Origin of the sequence: Sphingomonas sp. 3P27F8, from assembly GCF_005502745.1 — a bacterium.
Classification (GTDB): Bacteria; Pseudomonadota; Alphaproteobacteria; order Sphingomonadales; family Sphingomonadaceae; genus Sphingomonas.
Genome location: NZ_SCNL01000012.1, coordinates 1 through 16064 on the forward strand (window position 1 = coordinate 1; position 16064 = coordinate 16064).

14 protein-coding genes are annotated in these 16064 nt (G+C 62.3%); 3 read left to right on the plus strand and 11 right to left on the minus strand.

What is annotated here, in order from left to right; all coding sequences use genetic code 11:
• From FFS35_RS13915 to FFS35_RS13930, 4 genes are all read right to left on the minus strand, one after another.
• Positions 1–2056 (minus strand): FAD-dependent oxidoreductase (locus FFS35_RS13915; protein ID WP_137787702.1); only part of this gene is annotated, 2056 nt, incomplete at its 3' end.
• Positions 2057–2129: 73 nt separating this feature from the next.
• Positions 2130–3425, minus strand: coding sequence for an FAD-binding oxidoreductase (locus FFS35_RS13920; protein WP_137787703.1), 1296 nt, complete (start codon positions 3423–3425; stop codon positions 2130–2132).
• Between the two features lie 66 nt (positions 3426–3491).
• Positions 3492–3896 (minus strand): RidA family protein, encoded by a 405-nt coding sequence (locus FFS35_RS13925; RefSeq protein WP_249341658.1) that lies wholly within the window; start codon positions 3894–3896, stop codon positions 3492–3494.
• A gap of 76 nt (positions 3897–3972) precedes the next feature.
• A complete protein-coding gene (locus FFS35_RS13930; RefSeq protein WP_137787705.1) occupies positions 3973–5112 on the minus strand; it encodes a tyramine oxidase subunit B in 1140 nt (379 codons plus the stop codon).
• Between the two features lie 828 nt (positions 5113–5940).
• Between FFS35_RS13930 and FFS35_RS13935 the strand changes: the two genes are divergently transcribed.
• Genes FFS35_RS13935 through FFS35_RS13945 form a run of 3 tightly spaced genes read left to right on the plus strand, consistent with a single transcriptional unit; the run spans position 5941 to position 9339 of the window.
• Positions 5941–7341 (plus strand): aldehyde dehydrogenase family protein, encoded by a 1401-nt coding sequence (locus FFS35_RS13935; protein ID WP_137787706.1) that lies wholly within the window; start codon positions 5941–5943, stop codon positions 7339–7341.
• A gap of 35 nt (positions 7342–7376) precedes the next feature.
• Positions 7377–8852 (plus strand): NAD(P)/FAD-dependent oxidoreductase, encoded by a 1476-nt coding sequence (locus FFS35_RS13940; protein ID WP_249341659.1) that lies wholly within the window; start codon positions 7377–7379, stop codon positions 8850–8852.
• Complete coding sequence (locus tag FFS35_RS13945) at positions 8845–9339, plus strand: c-type cytochrome (RefSeq protein WP_171007634.1); 495 nt, start codon at positions 8845–8847, stop codon at positions 9337–9339. Before FFS35_RS13940 ends, FFS35_RS13945 begins: the two co-directional genes overlap by 8 nt.
• A gap of 153 nt (positions 9340–9492) precedes the next feature.
• On the opposite strand, the gene FFS35_RS13950 is transcribed toward FFS35_RS13945, so the two are convergent.
• The 7 genes from FFS35_RS13950 to ndpE form a co-directional block, all read right to left on the minus strand.
• On the minus strand, positions 9493–9954 hold the full coding sequence (locus FFS35_RS13950; RefSeq protein ID WP_137787708.1) for a nuclear transport factor 2 family protein: 462 nt from the start codon (positions 9952–9954) through the stop codon (positions 9493–9495).
• 5 nt (positions 9955–9959) lie between these two features.
• Entirely contained in the window at positions 9960–10823 is an 864-nt protein-coding gene (locus FFS35_RS13955) for an NAD(P)H-binding protein (RefSeq protein ID WP_137787709.1), read from the minus strand.
• Between the two features lie 627 nt (positions 10824–11450).
• Positions 11451–12164, minus strand: coding sequence for a TetR family transcriptional regulator (locus tag FFS35_RS13960; RefSeq protein ID WP_137787710.1), 714 nt, complete (start codon positions 12162–12164; stop codon positions 11451–11453).
• 69 nt (positions 12165–12233) lie between these two features.
• Positions 12234–13154, minus strand: a complete 921-nt coding sequence (locus tag FFS35_RS13965; RefSeq protein ID WP_137787711.1) for an alpha/beta fold hydrolase — start codon at positions 13152–13154, stop codon at positions 12234–12236.
• A 7-nt stretch (positions 13155–13161) separates the two neighbouring features.
• Positions 13162–14325, minus strand: a complete 1164-nt coding sequence (locus tag FFS35_RS13970) for an NAD(P)/FAD-dependent oxidoreductase (protein WP_137787712.1) — start codon at positions 14323–14325, stop codon at positions 13162–13164.
• Positions 14322–14990, minus strand: a complete 669-nt coding sequence (locus tag FFS35_RS13975; protein ID WP_137787713.1) for an isochorismatase family protein — start codon at positions 14988–14990, stop codon at positions 14322–14324. The genes FFS35_RS13970 and FFS35_RS13975 overlap by 4 nt, the downstream gene beginning before the upstream one ends.
• A complete protein-coding gene (gene ndpE, locus FFS35_RS13980; RefSeq protein WP_137787714.1) occupies positions 14977–16053 on the minus strand; it encodes a 2,5-dihydroxypyridine 5,6-dioxygenase in 1077 nt (358 codons plus the stop codon). The genes FFS35_RS13975 and ndpE overlap by 14 nt, the downstream gene beginning before the upstream one ends.
• Positions 16054–16064 lie beyond the last annotated feature (11 nt).

A 16064-nucleotide genomic window follows, 5' to 3' on the forward strand; every position in this document is an offset into this window, starting at 1 on the left:
GAACATCGGCGCTTGCAGCACCGCAAGTTCGCCGCCTAACATCAACCCCCTGACGAGGTCCGCACTCCGCTAATCTACGCCGCGAGTTGTGCCGAATGTTCTGACGACGGACACCCGGCGCATAGCAGTCGCCTATCGCGTGGACGGTGAACGTCGATGAATTCTGTGATCCTGCACGCAAGTCTCGCAGCAAGGCATCGTTTGGTGAACGCATACACACCATTACGACTGTTTCGGCAGGCAGGCGGGTTGCTTTTCCGGTATAAATGCAGTGAGCCTCCACGTCGTCGTCGCTGATCTCAACCAGACGATTGGCCGTGACGAGCTTCACGCCGAGGTGGAGCAGGCGTTGGTGCACGGCCTCCCGCTCTGACGTGTATCTCAGTAGTGGTGACGGTTCTGGATCAGGGGTAAGGAGCGTGACATCCAGACCTTGCTTGGCCAGTTTCTCGGCGATAACCCCACCAAGATAATAGCCTTCATCATCGTTTATGATGATCGGCCCGTCGACCGTTCGCCCCGCGATGACTTCGTCGGGCGTAATGACATGAGGGTGATCCCAACCCTTGACGGGGAACCGGTTCGCTTTGCCGATGCCATCTCGGTCCCATGTCGAGCCCGTCGCAACGACGATTTTTGTGAAGTCGAAAATTGCTGTGTCGGAAGCCTGAATTTCGCTACCAAGATAGACATCGACATTCGTCAGTTTGTGAAGCTGGCCAATTCGATAATCCGCGACGCGCCTGTATGTTGACAGACCTGGTAGCGTCGATTCAAGTACGGACCGCCCGCCCAGAAAACCGCTCCGTTCCGAAAGAGCGACAGAATAGCCCCGCCTTCCAAGCGTCAAGGCCGCCTCGAGCCCTGCCGGGCCGCCCCCGATCACCAGAATGCGCTCGTCGGACCTCCTCGGTGGAATGCGCTCCGGATGCCAGCCGCGCCGCCACTCCTCACCGGTCGTAGGGTTCTGCGTGCAGCGGATCGCGCCACCCGTGTACTGCATGGAGAGGCACGTGTTGCAGCCAATGCATTCGCGAATATCGTCGATGCGTCCTTCTTCTATCTTTCTTGGCAGAAAGGGGTCAGCGATCGACGGACGCGCGGCGCCGATCAGGTCGACCAAGCCATTCCTGATCAGGGACACCATGCGGTCCGGCGACGTATATCTACCGACAGCGACTACAGGCTTGGTCGTCACCTGTTTCACAAAGGCAGTGAATGGCTCCTGCCAACCTTCGTCGGCGAAACGGGCGGTCATTACATCCAGGTGGATGTTCTGCACATTTACGTCCCACAAATCAGGCAATTCGGCGAGCAGTTCGACCACGCGCCGACCATCGCCACTGCAGGTGTAGCCAGCATCGCCAAGACCTTCATCGACCCCAAAGCGGACGGCGACGGCACAGTCGGAGCCGACTTCCTCCTTGGTATCCTCGATCAACTCGCGCAGCAGCCGAGCGCGGTTTTCGATGACGCCGCCATAGTCATCAGACCGGCGGTTGACCCGTTCCGTGATGAAGTCGCCGGGTAGACCCATCATGTGGCTGGCGTAAACATAGACGATGTCGAATCCGATATCGCGTGCGCGCCGGGCGGCGGCGCGGTGCCACTTCCTGACATCGGCGATGTCCTGCTTGTCCATCTGCCGGACAACAGCGGGTATATCCATCGCAGGCCGGGGAGAAGCGGACATCGGACGCTCTCGGGACATGCGGTTTCCCGCGAGGGCGCCCTGATGGGTCAGTTCGCAGCCTGCAAGTGCGCCGTGTTTCTGAACCGCCTCGACCATGAGCCGGAGTCCGGGTTTGTCATCGTCCGACCAGAGCCGTTCTCCGCCGCTTGGGGAGGAATCCGATGACGGGTGGATCATGCAGAGCTCGGTATTGACAACGCCCCATCCGCCCTCGGCCTTGATCTCCCGGAACTTTGCGGTGGCATGCGGCGAGAATGTGCCGAGCGCTGTGCAATGCGGGACTTGGTAAAAGCGGTTCTTTGTCGTCTTGGGGCCGATCTTCACGGGCTCGAAGAGGATGTCGTATCGCGGGTCACGTGTCATGCTGGATACTGTCCCTCTCCCTTGCTCGCGCGCGGTCACGCCTATCTCAGGCAACGTGCCGGTCAGCCGCCAATCATTCGAACCTTGCGAAGCGATAGGGTGCCGGATCGATAATCGGATCGGACCCCGTGAGAATGTCGGCAGCGAGCTCTCCGGCCGCCGGTGCGGTTCCGAAACCGTGCCCCGAAAAACCGGTGCAGATGACCAAGCCAGGTATCTCGGACACGTGATCGATGACCGGCAGGGAATCGGGCGTTACGTCCACCGTGCCAGCCCACACCTCCGCAACCTCGGCAGCATCGAATACAGGCCATGCCGCGCGAAGCGCGATGAACGCTTCGTCGATCGCGCCCAAGTCCACCGAGGGATCCTTCGCCCTCACCCGTTCGAAGGGAGACGGACCTTGCGGCTTCCACCGGCGCGGCAATCGCAAGTCGTCGATGAAATCCCGACCGAATGCGACACGCAGATACCGGCCCTGAGTCCTGAGCGACGATGCGTATCTGCGCCCGATGAGCAGATGATCCAACGTAATGGGCGCCTTTACCGCGCTGCGGTGGGTCACGATAAAGCCGCCGTCGGCGCGTTTGCGAAAGGAGAAATCCGGACCGCCTACCGCGATCTCGGTAGGACCCTCCATGGGTGCGGTGCGGGCCACCGAAACCGTGAGCGGAAGGACGGGCAACCCGACGCCGAGGTTGCCGAGAAAGCGCCGTGACCACAGGCCGCCCGCCAGCAGCACCGTGTCGCAGCTGATCTCCCCGCGCTCCGTCACGACCCCGGAAACCCGCCCGGCCGTGCGGACGAGCGAGCGCACGGCGCAGTTCTCGACTATGACCGCGCCCTTGTCGACCGCCGCTCGGGCGATGGCCGATGCCGCCAGTGACGGTTCCGCGCGTCCGTCGGACGGCGTGTACAGGCCGCCAGCCCAGGAGCCCCTTCCGCCCGGGACCAGTCGGTCGATCTCGTTCTGGTCTACCAGGCGAGAGTCGAGATCGAGGGAAGCCACGGAGCGCATCCAGGCCTCGTATGGCGCCATGTCCGCCTCGTTCCTTGCCAGGAACAGGATGCCCGCTTCCTGATACCCGACATCCGATCCCGTCCGCTGCCGCATGCGGCTCCAGAGACGATCGGCCGCTGCGGCAAGAGGTACATCGGCCGCGGCCCGACTGGTCTTGCGGATCCAGCCCTGGTTGCGCGAGGACTGCTCGCCAGCGACGACGCCCTTCTCGAGCACGATGACCGAGATGCCCCGCTCGCTCAGGGTCAGTGCAGCCGTCAGGCCGACAATCCCGCCACCGATGACGACGACCGCAGCGGAAGCCGGAACGGTCTCGGATGTTCGCACAGGGGTGATGTGTGGCGCCACGCGGCTACCCTTCCGATAAGTTGAAGCCGGCTTGCACCCGCCGAAGGCCGGAGAGCCCGACCACGGTCAGATCGCCTTCAATTCCACATTGCCTCTCGACGCCCCGCGATAGGCCGTCACCTCGATCTCGACCTTGTAGGCCGGGGAACTCAGCGGTGGACAGGTCAGGGTCATTGCGGGATCGATTCCGCGGAAACGGTCGCCGAACCTGGCCATGACGGCGGGCGTGTCGGAAGGATCCTGGATGTAGACACGCGCGGCGACGACATCGCCGAGGCTCGCGTCGACCGCCTGCAAGGCGCGTTCGATGTTGGCCAGGACCTGGTCCGTCTGCTCCGCGGCGTCCTCCGGTATTTCCTGGGTCGCGGGATTTCGACCTGCGGTGTTCGACACGAAGATCAGGCCGTCCACGCAAACCAGCCGCGAGTAGCTCGCCATGTCCTCGTAGCGGGAACCCGTCTTCAGCTTCACAATCTCAACCATTTAGCCTCCTGCCCTGCGCGTGGACACGACGTGCGGACCCCCGCAGCCGCATCGGCACTGCGCATCATTTCAGAACCGGCTCATCCCAAAGGTTGAGCGACTGACCGATGCCGCGCGCGACGGCGTTGCGGTACACGACGGTGCCCCAGGCAACGTCCTCGACCGGCATTCCGCCGACGGACAGGATGATGATCTCCTCGTCGTTCCGCCGGCCCGGAGCGTCGCCGGCGACGATCCGGCCGAGATCCTCGAGGTCTTCCCTGGCCATCCGTCCCTCCGCGATCATGTCCAGGAACTTCACGCCGATGATCGGGATGATGTTGTGGGCGGGCTTGGGCAGTTCATGGAACCAGGCTTCGTAGAGCCCGGTGTTGTCGAGCACCTTGCGGACGCCCTTTGCTTCCATCTCCTCGTCGATCTCACAAGTCGACGGCATGGCCAGGAAGGCACCCGGCTTCACCCATTCGCGCTTGACCAGAGGATAGGTCGCGGGATCGCCGGCGGCGCCAGAACCGCAATAGCTGACGATATCGGAACCGCGAACGAGTTCCTCGATCGAGTCGACGAGCTCCACGTTCACGATCTGCGGCATGTCCGCCTTCAACCATTCGAGGAAGCTATCGAGACTCGCCTTGCCCCGGGCCTTGATCTTGATCGTGTCGAGGTCCGGACAGACCGCACTCAGTGCCATGAGTGTCGTCTTGCCCATGACTCCCGGCCCCATGAGCCCGAAGACCCTGGAGTCCTTCCGCGCAAGATACCGCGCCCCAACACCGGGGATCGCCCCCGTCCGGTAAGCGGACAGAAGGTTCGCTGACATGTAGGCGAGCGGCGCGCCCGTATCGGCGTCGTTGAGGACGAAGGTCAGAATCGAGCGCGGCAGGCCCTTTTCCCGGTTCTCCAGGTTCGACCCATACCATTTCACACCGGCGGTCCGGAAGCGGCCACCGAGATAGGCAGGCATCGCCATGAAACGGCGGTCGGCAGTCCCCCTAGGCATTTCAGGGAACGGGGACGTCTCGGGAAACAGGATCATCGCCCCGTGGGAATCGTTGTTCGCCCCCGCCATGCGGTAATCGCCGTGCCACAACAGGCCGAACATCTCCTCCATGGTGTCGACGCACAGCGCCATGTCGGTCACGCCCGCTTTGATCATGTCCTGCTCCGACAGGTACAGGAAATCGATTCTCGCCGTCTCGGTCATCATTCCACTTCCCACTTAGCCCCCGCCTTCATCCCGACTTCGGTCAGAAGCGGAACGCTGCCCACGGCGTCGGCAACCGACCCCAGACCAGGCGTCTGCGATCAGGGGCCGAGCCGTTTTCCTCGCTCCGCGAATACGACCCGGCAAACCCAGGCTCCCGATGCCGTCATCGCACAAGCGAGACGGACCGGGTCCGGATCAACCGAACCGATTTATTATACAGAAGACGAATTCTGAACCGCGTCAATGGGAAAATGAGCGTTGGAGCCGGTCGGCAGACCCATCTCTACGAGCACGTCCCGGCGGCGCACGTAGGGCAGCGTGCCTTTTTTGGAGCTACGATCGGCATAGCAGCGTCGCATAATTGCTTCCTACCTCAATTACCGGGACTCCGCGCCAAGCCTCCGACTTGAGTGTCCGCCCCGCGAAGAGACGCTAAGAAGGCCCGATCGGTCAACAGAGTGACCTAAAAACAGCCGTATAACGGCAAGTATCGCAAGCCGGCAATCCGCCGCTAATATCGCTCCTAACCAGCGTAATAAATCTTCAGTTGAATAATTGAGTTGCGGTGGTCGACCAAACCGTCGTAGCAAGATCACGTTGTCACAGATTCGGTTTTGACGGAGATTGTCTGGGCGCGACCGGATCTGACGCACCACGTGAGGAGCTCGGGGCATAAGCCAGCATCAACTTTCAGGCCGTCCGCCATGCGGCCCGGGTCCTGGGGGATTATTCGCCCTGCAAGGACATCGGTCCTGGAGCGGGCGATAGATGCACGACGGCTCGTCACGCGCGATTTGGGCAACTGATTCAAGAGGCAGGTGAACCATGCTCGCTTACAAGATGCTCATAGATGGACAACTCGTCGCCGGAGCGAAGACGATCGACGTCATCAATCCCGCGACGGGCGAGCCCTTCACGACCGCTCCGGTGGCGGACAAAGACCAGCTCGACGCCGCCGTGGCGGCGGCGCTAGGCGCTTTCCCCGCCTGGGCGGCAACATCCTGGAGCACGCGTCAGGATTGCCTCAGGCAGCTTGCGCAACGGCTCGAGGACGAAGCCGAGCACTTTTCCCGCCTGCTCGTCAGCGAACAGGGCAAGCCCTTGGCGGAGGCACGGTTCGAGATCGGCGCCACGGTGCAGGGGATACGCTATTACGCCGGCATCGAGTTGCCTGCCGAGACGCGAAGCCATGCCAATGGCGACTACGAGATCGAGCGACGCCCGCTCGGCGTCGTCGCCGCGATCACGCCGTGGAACTACCCGTTGATCCTGGCGAGCAACAAATTCAGCCCGGCCCTACTTACTGGGAACACCGTGATATTGAAGCCTGCACCGACCACGCCGCTGACGACCCTTGAACTGGGCCGACTGGCTTGTGGGATTTTCCCCCGAGGAGTCTTCAACGTCATCGCGGACGACAACGATCTCGGTCCCCTCATCACCGGCCACCCCGACATCGCCAAGATCTCCTTCACCGGATCGACCGGAACCGGCAAGCGCGTCATGCAGAGCGCGGCAGAGACCTTGAAGCGGGTAACTCTGGAACTGGGTGGCAACGACCCGGCGATCGTCCTGAAGGACGCCGACGTGGACAGCGCCGCCCGGGGCCTTGCCGCCACGGCGTTCCTCAACGCGGGCCAAATCTGCGCGGCGCCCAAGCGACTCTACGTCGCCGACGAGATCTACGACGCTTTCTCGGCGCGGCTAGTCGCGGAGGCCAAAGGGCTGAAGCTCGGCGCGGGGGACGAGGACGGCGTGACATTGGGACCTGTCCAGAACAGCATGCAGTTCGAGAAAGTGCGAGAGATCATCGGGGAGGCGGCATCCAAAGGCAAGGTGCTGACGGGTGGCCATGCCGCGAACCGACCCGGCTTCTTCATCGAACCCACCGTGATCGCCGATCTGGACGACGAGGCCCGGCTGGTCGCGGAAGAGCAGTTCGGCCCCGTCGTGCCGATCCTGCGCTTCTCCGACGAGCGGGACGCGATCTCGCGGGCCAATGCCGGTCCTTACGGCCTGGGCGCTTCCATCTGGTCGCGCGACGTCGGTCGGGCACGCGCCCTCGCTCGCGACCTTGAAGCCGGAACGGTATGGATCAATCAGCATGTCGCCATTTTCCCCGACATACCGTTCTCGGGCGCGAAGCAATCCGGAGTTGGGACAGAGGGCGGGGTCGAAGGCGTTTGCGAATTCACCCGACTCCAAGTGACCAACGCGGCGAAATGACGGCTCAGGGACCGGGTTATGGGAAGGGAGATGCTGTGATCGAATATTCGGACAAAGAACCGGCAAAGGCGAACCGGACTGTCGATCGGCGATCCCTGATTCGGTTCGGCGCTGCCGCAGTGGGCTCCGTCGCGCTGGCGAGCTGCGCGAAGGAAAATCCCGACCGAAAGGTGCGCGATGGCGGCGGTAAAGGCGGTCGCTACGACGTCGCCGTCATCGGCGCCGGCTATGCCGGCATCACCGCTGCGCGCGACCTTGCCGCCAAGGGCTGGCGTGTAGTCGTGCTCGAGGCACGTCCGCGCATCGGCGGACGCACGTTCACCAGCCGGTTCCTCGGCCGGGAAGTGGAATTAGGAGGATCGTCCGTCCATTGGGTGCAGCCGCACATCTTCGCCGAAATGCAACGTTACGGTTTCGGTTTCAGGGAAGTGCCCCTCTACGATCTCGATGCTTCGTACATCGTGACGTCGGATGGCACCGTGCACAACGTGCCACCGGCGAAGTTCGACGCGCTTTACAACGACGCCTTCAACAAATTCTGCGCCGGCGCGCGCACATTGTTCCCTCAGCCCTACAAGCCCTTCACCAACCCGGAGGTGCTAAAGCTCGACGACATATCGGCGGCGCAGCACCTGGCGTCGCTAGGGCTAGATCCCTTGGCGAAAGCGGCGCTAAGCGCAGAGCTCGTGCTATATGCGGGTGGCCAGCTAGCGACGTTCAGCTATCCGAGCTTCGTCAAGCTCTTCGCGCTCGCGGGGTGGGATCCATACACTTTCACCGACTCAGAAAAGCATTGGCATATCGCCAATGGCGGGACCGCTGCACTAGCCAAGGCAATCCTTGACGACAGCAAGGCCGATGTGCGGCTCGGCACCGTGGTCAAGGAAGTCGAACAGGGCGACAAGGGTGTGACCCTCAGGACCGCCGACGGCCAAACTGTCGAGGCACGAGCCGCCGTCTTCACGTTGCCGACATCCGTCTATCCGGACATCAACTTCAAGCCGGGACTGTCGACCGCAAAACGCGAGTTCATCGCCCACGGCGATAGCACCGACGGGGCCGATCTGTACATGAAGGTCAGGAAGAACCTCGGCAACACCTTTACCTTCTGTGATGATCCGAACCCGCTGAACGCGATTCAGACTGAGGAATTCGGTAATGACGGTACGATCCTGAAGGCGACGCTTGGGCGCCAATCGCTGCTAGATATCAATGATCAGGACGCGATCGGCGCCGCACTTCGTAAGATTCATCCCGATGCGGAAATCACAGACATCGCGCCCTACAATTGGGTCAAGGATCCATTCTCCAAACAGGCGTGGCCAGCATACAAGGTTGGATGGTTCAAGCGATACAAGGACATGGCGACGGCAGAAGGACGCCTGTTCTTCGCAGGCGCCGCTACGGCCGGCGGCTGGCACGAATACATCGACGGTGCCGTGGAAAGCGGAATACGCGCTTGCCGGGAAGTGACTGAGAAACTCGCGCGTGAGGATGGGGCAAATGGGTAAGGTTCCTCTGGGCAAATATGCGTTGCCTCTCGTGTCGGCGCTGTGTCTTGTGGGGATGGCGGCCTGTTCTAAGTCAAACGGGGACGGTTCCGACAACTCCAGTGTTGGCGGCGCGACCGGCTCGTCAACTCCTACTACTGGATCGGCCGACTACACGCAGTTGGCTTCGGACGCGCGACAAGTCGCCGCCGGCAAGAAGTTGTTCAGCAACTGCGCGGTGTGTCATTCGGCCGATCCCGCCACTCCGTCACCGGCCGGACCGCAACTCGCGGCCGTTGTCGGTCGCCTGATCGGCGGCGTGGAGGGCTACCCTTATTCGCAGGCGCTGAAGAGTGCCGGCGGCGCGTGGACTCCGGAAAGGCTCGACGCATTTCTCAAGAATCCAATGGCGACCTATCCCGGTACCGCAATGGCGTTCGGCGGGCTCGCGAAGGATGCGGACCGCAAGGCGATAATCGCCTATCTTGCAAGCACCAAAGCAAAGTAACCGCCGTACCCGATGTCCGGGTCAGTCGTGACGAACGCCTTCTTGGAGGCGGTCGGACGCTCCGTCCCGAAGCTGCACGATCCGGTCAGGTTCCCAAAGCCGACGGTCGCGCCAACCCGGCCCTGCGACCAGGATGGCGCTGCGCCTCGATATTCACCCGACTGCGATCGGCGCTGAGCCAGTGCTCCGCTCGATGGCTTTTGCAAAGCCCTGTGAGTCGAAGTGGGCGTGCTCGGTGCTCACCCTGCCGTTAACGATGGTATCGATCAGCACGACGGGCCACGTTATTTCCACACCACCGTCCGGCGCCCCCGCGCCGACATAGCGTGCCGTGCACGACAATTCGCCCACGACCGCCTTGCCACTGGCGATAATGTTGACGAACTCGGCCCGAACGCTTCCGGTGACAAACTGCGCGTTGTAGCTCTGGAGATATTCCCGAAAATCCTGCTTCCCCCGAATAGGATTATCGGAGAATGGAATGTCGACGTATTCCATCTCATCATTGTAGAGCGACAGCAGCGCATCGAGATCATTGCGCGCCCAAGCGTCAACCTGCTTTCGCAGCAACTCCTCGTTCTGGCGCATGAGCTGAATTTCGTTGAAGTCGTTCATCGTACCTATCCCTTTGATCGCTGGAGAGATGCGGCGTGCTCGGAAAGGAACGCGTCGAGAGTTCGTGGAGATTGCCCGGTCACACGCGCGACCGCATCGGTGACGAAAGCCGTATCCCCGTTGATGATGCTGCGGCCGATATTCGAGAAATACTCGATAAACCCAGCCGGCGCGCCGCCCGCTTTAAGCCGGTCCTCCGCCGCTCCGGTCGTCTCCTCCACCGGCTGCACCGCCGTGCCGGCGAATGCCGATACCCGGGTAGCAAGCTGGTCGAGGGTGAACGCGTCCGGGCCGGTCAACGTGAGCGCCTGCCGTCCGCAGCTCCCGCCGGCCAGCAGTTCAACGGCGACGGCCGCGATATCCCTGGCGTCGATCCAAGACATTGCGGCACCCCCGGTCGTCATCACGATGATCCCGTCCTCGCGGATCAGGTTTCCGAAGAAGCGCTCGTCGACGAGGTCCTGCATGAACCAGTTCGGCCGCAATATGGCATAGTCAAGTTTGCTCTGCTCGACGACGCGCTCGACCTGTAGCTCGTGCGCGTCGTCGGCGCGGGTTTCTGCCGCGATTTCCGACAGGAGTACGATCCTCGCCGCCCCGGATTCCTCAGCCAGACCCACGAAGTCGCGAATGATCCCGGTGACATCCTCGGATTCGGGCTTCACGACATAGACGGCCTCGACGCCGTCCAGAGCGGCGGCCCAAGTCGAGCGGTCATCCCAGTCGAACACCACGGGGACGGCGCCGCCCTCAACCGGGATCGCGGGGTTTCTCGATGCAGCCTTGACCGCGATGCCGCGCGTCGCGAGGCCGCTGGCTACGTGACGCCCCGTCGTTCCGGTCGCCTTAGTTACTAGGATACTGCCCATTACCACTCCCTGCTCTCCGGCGATTTCAGAACAACGGCTTAATTGGATCGATTTCAGCGACCTACCGGGACTTTTATTATCTATCCGGATAATTTTACGACTGTCAATGTCGTCTCCGGAACCACGCTGCGTCGAGGTCTAGCCGACGAGGGGTGGAGCCCACCCAGTGCCTCTTTTTACTTGGCGAGGAGCCGTGCGTTCGCGAGACAGCTCTATGTATTCGCGCTCGGCGCCGAGCGCCGTTCCCAATTCGGACGATGAGCAATTCCGGCGAATGTATTATATTTCTGGATAATATTGCTGCGCCGGATCTGAGGCCCTCTGGATTGTCTGAAAAACCGGTCTCGCGACATCCGAACACATCAGATGAGAACCCCAAGCATCAGGTCTGCATGGTCTCTTCAAGCAGCGTTCAAAGGAGGGTTCCGGATCTTCGGACTGACGCCGTCCCGTCCGACCTGACGCGACGGCGTTGGTCCGGGTCGCCGATCTCTGCGAGACGGTTGCGGGCCGCCGCGGATGGATGGGATCAGGTCGGGAAAGACTCCGCGCCGGTCCTGGCCGACGACCCCAGCGGCCGCCCCCCTAGCCAGCCTGCGCCCTGCCCAGAGCCGCGATCACGTGGGGTCAGGGCAGCTCGGACTGCATCCCGGCAGACAGGAATACCACCATGTTATCGAGCATCTCCTCCTTCGACAAATGATGGATGCCGCCTTCCGTCAGGTCCTCGATACGACCGAGGTCATTCAGCATGAACATGTATGTCCCGACCAGGAAGGACATCCGCAAGCCGATCGTGCGACGGGGTATCTGCGGAAGTGCCTGCACCAGGACATCGACATACCGCTTCACCGACGCATCGTAGACCTCCTTGCGAAGGCGCATGGCATGCTCTTCGGACTCCGAGTGCAGGCGGGACTGCAGGCGCGCGAACGCTGCGCCGGCCTCTCCGCTATGCTTCAGGTCCCACTGCGGCTGGAGATAGGCGCGGATGATGTCCTTGACCTGCGGAATTCCGCCGGCTTCCAGCAAGCGGTCCAGCAGAACGTGACGATGTCCGGAAAGCAGCCCTCCTCGCCGCTTGTAGACCTCATCGAAAAGCGCTTCCTTGGTATCGAAATAATAGCGGATCAGCCCTTGGTTGACCCCGGCGCGTTCCGCGATGTCGCGAACGCTCACACCCGTGTAACCGCCCTCCGAAAAGGCGATCTCGGCGGCATCCAGAATCTTTTCCTTCAGCTTTCCGTTGTTACGAGGGCGCCCAGGCTTCCTTCCCGGCTTTCCCTTCTCTCCCCGCACCGCCTTGGCGACGCTGGCGGGCACAGTGGCATTCGAATCCATCTCTACTCTTTCGGCATTCGGGTTCGAACCCTTTTCCAGCCAGGAACGGGTCGCTGCCAGGAGGGGAGCCTATCCGCGGACGTTCCGCCCGATCCACGCGACAAGCAGATCCGCGATAGACGCGCTGTTTAACTCACTCATCAACATGTGTCCATTGCCGCCAACGCCATGGTCCTCAAGCTGAATATGCTCGAAAACATTCCCTAGCCCGCGGATGAAGGCCGCGGCTCGCGCATTCGCGTCGCGCATCCAAGTCGCCTCACCCGTGACGATTGCCACGGGTCGGTCGAACGGATCCGCCACGCCCGCATAGGGCAATGCACAGAGCCCGTTGTCGAACGTGCCGAGCGGATGGACCATCCCGGGAAACCCGAGCGGCTCGATCGCGACGATCGCCGCGACCTGGTCGCCGCCCTTGGCTGCAAGGGCCCAGCCGCACGGGCCGCCCGCCGAATGGCTGACGATGATGGTGGATCCGGTCAGCTCGAACAGCGGGTCGGCGATGGCCTCGACATGACGCTGGCTCGCGGCAAGCGTGGTCGCCATCGGCCCTTGGCTGGCCATGAACCGGTCGCCGGCCGACGGGTCCTGGGGCCAGCGAGCATGCTTCGCCGCTTCGGGCCACAGATCATGCCGGGCCGGTTCGACGAAACGAGGGTAGAGCGTTCCATAGTCGGGAAGCGGTAAGGCCGGACCAAGCGCCCTTTCGTTCCAGGCGCAGCGACCGTGACCAGGCCGATCGAGGATGTAGACCGGATAGCCCGCGCGCAGAAAGTCGTGCGCCCAGCCTGGCCGACCATCGGGCGTCCGCAGGAACTCAGACCCCTGCCCGCCCCCGCCATGGACAAAAAGGACGGATACCGATCGCGCGCCTACCGGTACGAACCATTCGACATATGCGCTGACGCCCGGCCAGACCTTGCCGTCCGCGTGGACGGGTTCGCTGGTCAGGAAACGCCCGCCGAAGTCCGTGAGCCGATAGTGTTCCACGATGGATTCAGAAACGGGTGATCAACTGCTCGGTAAAGCTGAGCTCCCTCTTGATGAGTTCCCGATCCCCAGCGACATCGCGAAGGAACCGGATACGGTCTTCCTTCTCCTGACCCTCCTTGAGATAATAGAGGTTGCGCAGGTTCTGCGATGCGCGCGGCGACGTGATCTCGGTGAATATGCGGCGGCGATCCTGTTCGTAGAATTCCAGGATGTCGTGATCGGCACCGTCGTGGATGATCCGATTCAGCGCTTCGATCAAAGCGAAGGCATCGAACATCCCGCCCGTGAGACCGAGACCTCCGGTCGGATTGGTCACATGCGCGGCATCGCCCACGAGGATGACGCGGCCTACGCGCATCTTGTCCGCGACGCGCTGATGCATGCGGTAGGGCGACGCGGCGATGACCTCGTACGGCAGGTCAGGCAAATGATCGGCGAACATGTCGTCGATGCGCTCGGACAGCCCCTCGATGGGCAGGTCCGGATCCTCCACGAAGGTGACGCGCCAGACGTCCGACTGATCGATCTTGCAGATGACCGCACCATGCTTCTGGTCGATCTGCATAACCGTCGGTGCGTATCCCGCCGACGATAGGTCGATTTTGGTGTTCGTCGCGATGTAACGGTTTGGCCACGTCACACCATAGAATTGCACGCCGAGAACCGTCTTGCGGACCTCGCTGTTCGCACCGTCGGCACCGACAAGGAAGTCGCCTTCCAAGGTCTCGGGTCCACCCGGTCCATCCAATGAGACGATCACGCCGTCAGCATGCTGGCTGCATCCCTGAAGGCGCGCCTCGTAGCGGATCTCGATATTGGGAAGCGTCGCGACGTGCCGGGCCAGAATCTGCGAGAGCAGGCCTTGGTGCAAATGCAGGGCCTGACCATCCTCGTAGGCCGGCGAACCTGCCCACTCGATCATCTCGCCCGTGCTGTGGATGTGCCAGCCGAAGGTCTGGCGGAGAAAGCCTTCCTTCACGCAGTCCTGCAGCAGTCCCATCTTCTCGAGAAACGGCAGCACCGGGTAATGGTAGACCAGCGCCCGCGGACTGTCGTTGAGCTTTGCCTCGGCCTCCAGGATCGTGACCCGCGTGCCCGCCTTCGCGAGGCCGATGGCGGTAAGCAGGCCGGTAGGGCCCGAGCCGGCGACAATCACATGCTGGGTCATCGAACTCCCTCTCCTTCATTATACAAGCCATGCCCGTCCGACACCTTAGTCTGGCCCAGCCAGTCCAAGGCGTCATCGACGCTGATGACGTCGCCATATTTCTGGTCGATGTCGTAAAGATTGGCCTCGTGCGGCGCGGCCGCCCGATCGGCGCAGCAGTCGCGCGGCACAAGAACGATGAAGCCCGATTGCACGGCATCGACGACCGTGGCGCGGACGCATCCGGACGTGGTCGCACCGGTAACGATGAGCGTGTCCACGCCGGCCGCGGCGAGCAGGCCGGCGAGGTTGGTGCCATGGAATGCCGACGCGCCATGCTTGACGATGACGGGATCGATATCGGTGATGCCGGTCGAGCTATCGATTTCGACTAGCCTCGTGCCCGCCATCAACGCTTGCATCCCGGTCGCCTTGCGAAGCCAGGGAAGCACCTGGGCCTCCCATGGTTGATACGAGATCGTGGTGTAGATGACGGGGAAGCCCCGTTCGCGGGCGAGATCGGTCAGCCGCCGCGTCGCGGCAATCTCGGCCTGCATATCTGCAGCAGTAGGATAACGTGTGTCGGTGAAGCCGTAGGAGAAATCGACAACGATCACCGCCGGACGCGTCCCCCTGGGTGCACTGCGACCGAACCCAGCCTTGTCGTAGACCTCATCCTGCGACATCGAAAACCTTGCCTCCCCGTGTTTCCGAACTGCCGTTACGGTCGGATCGAAGGTCCCTGACCACGATTTCGCCATCGATCAGTACCGGTTCGTCGTCGAGGAAGAGCGAGCAGCCGCGCATGGGAATATCAAGATGGCACGCCGTGTCGTTCGACCCGCCGAGTTCGTTGTTGGGCCCAGTGGAGAACAGGACGTTGCCGAGGTAGCTGCGCGGCTCCATTCCCATCCCGCCTGGGAATTCGCCCGGTGTCATCCGGTGCCACTTGGCGTCCGGATTCATCCCCCAGCCGATATGGCTCATCGCAAATCCGCGACTGTCCTCGAAGTCGGCCATGTAGGACTTGACCAGTTCAGCCTCCAGCCCGCCGCGGATGTCCGTGATCCAACCCCGCTCGATCGTGTAGACGATGGGTTCGCGAACGTAGATGTTCTGCGGCAGGAGCACGTCACCCGGTCCGACGACGATCTGACCGTCCACGCCATCATCGTTGCCACCGGTGAACACGAAACCCGAAGGCCAATGGTCCCATCGGCCCGGCTGATCGGTACAGGCATATTCCGTGACGGTTGGATATGTGCCGAGCGTATACACCACGTCTGTCCCATGGGGTGATGTGATGTGCATCGATGTCGCCTGCGACAGCAATGCGCCCGCCAGCTCGACCTTCTCGCGCAGTTCAAGACTCGGCAACATGCGCGCAAGCAGCGCTGGCGGCTCGACCACGGTCAGGACGCGGGTGCCGGCCGCCTGGATCGCCATCTGTTCGGGCGAGAACAGCAGAAATATGCAATCGATCAGCATGTCGGCGTTCTTGAGGGCCTCGACAGCCTCCGGCATGCTTGCAAGCGGCGTCTGCCCGACCGCCCACCCCGACTTCAGCGAAGGCGCGGGAAGTCGCATGTGAAAGATGTTCGCGCCCAGCGTCCTGCCGGCGGCGAGGAAGGCGTCGGCATAGTCGAGGCGCTCGTCGCCCTGCGTGAGCACGACCAGCCGCTCGTCCGCACGTACTCCGGACATCTTGAGCTGATGCAGGCAAATTTCGATGAAGCTCGCGGGATCCATTGCGGGCGTTC

What these genes read in the sequence shown, in the direction of transcription:
- FFS35_RS13930 (WP_137787705.1), bottom strand. Translation starts at nt 5,112, where the DNA reads ATGACCGAGACGGCGAGAATCGATTTCCTGTACCTGTCGGAGCAGGAC.
- FFS35_RS13935 (WP_137787706.1), top strand. Translation starts at nt 5,941, where the DNA reads ATGCTCGCTTACAAGATGCTCATAGATGGACAACTCGTCGCCGGAGCG.
- FFS35_RS13945 (WP_171007634.1), top strand. Translation starts at nt 8,845, where the DNA reads ATGGGTAAGGTTCCTCTGGGCAAATATGCGTTGCCTCTCGTGTCGGCG.
- FFS35_RS13950 (WP_137787708.1), bottom strand. Translation starts at nt 9,954, where the DNA reads ATGAACGACTTCAACGAAATTCAGCTCATGCGCCAGAACGAGGAGTTG.
- FFS35_RS13955 (WP_137787709.1), bottom strand. Translation starts at nt 10,823, where the DNA reads ATGGGCAGTATCCTAGTAACTAAGGCGACCGGAACGACGGGGCGTCAC.
- FFS35_RS13960 (WP_137787710.1), bottom strand. Translation starts at nt 12,164, where the DNA reads ATGGATTCGAATGCCACTGTGCCCGCCAGCGTCGCCAAGGCGGTGCGG.
- FFS35_RS13970 (WP_137787712.1), bottom strand. Translation starts at nt 14,325, where the DNA reads ATGACCCAGCATGTGATTGTCGCCGGCTCGGGCCCTACCGGCCTGCTT.
- FFS35_RS13975 (WP_137787713.1), bottom strand. Translation starts at nt 14,990, where the DNA reads ATGTCGCAGGATGAGGTCTACGACAAGGCTGGGTTCGGTCGCAGTGCA.
- ndpE (WP_137787714.1), bottom strand. Translation starts at nt 16,053, where the DNA reads ATGGATCCCGCGAGCTTCATCGAAATTTGCCTGCATCAGCTCAAGATG.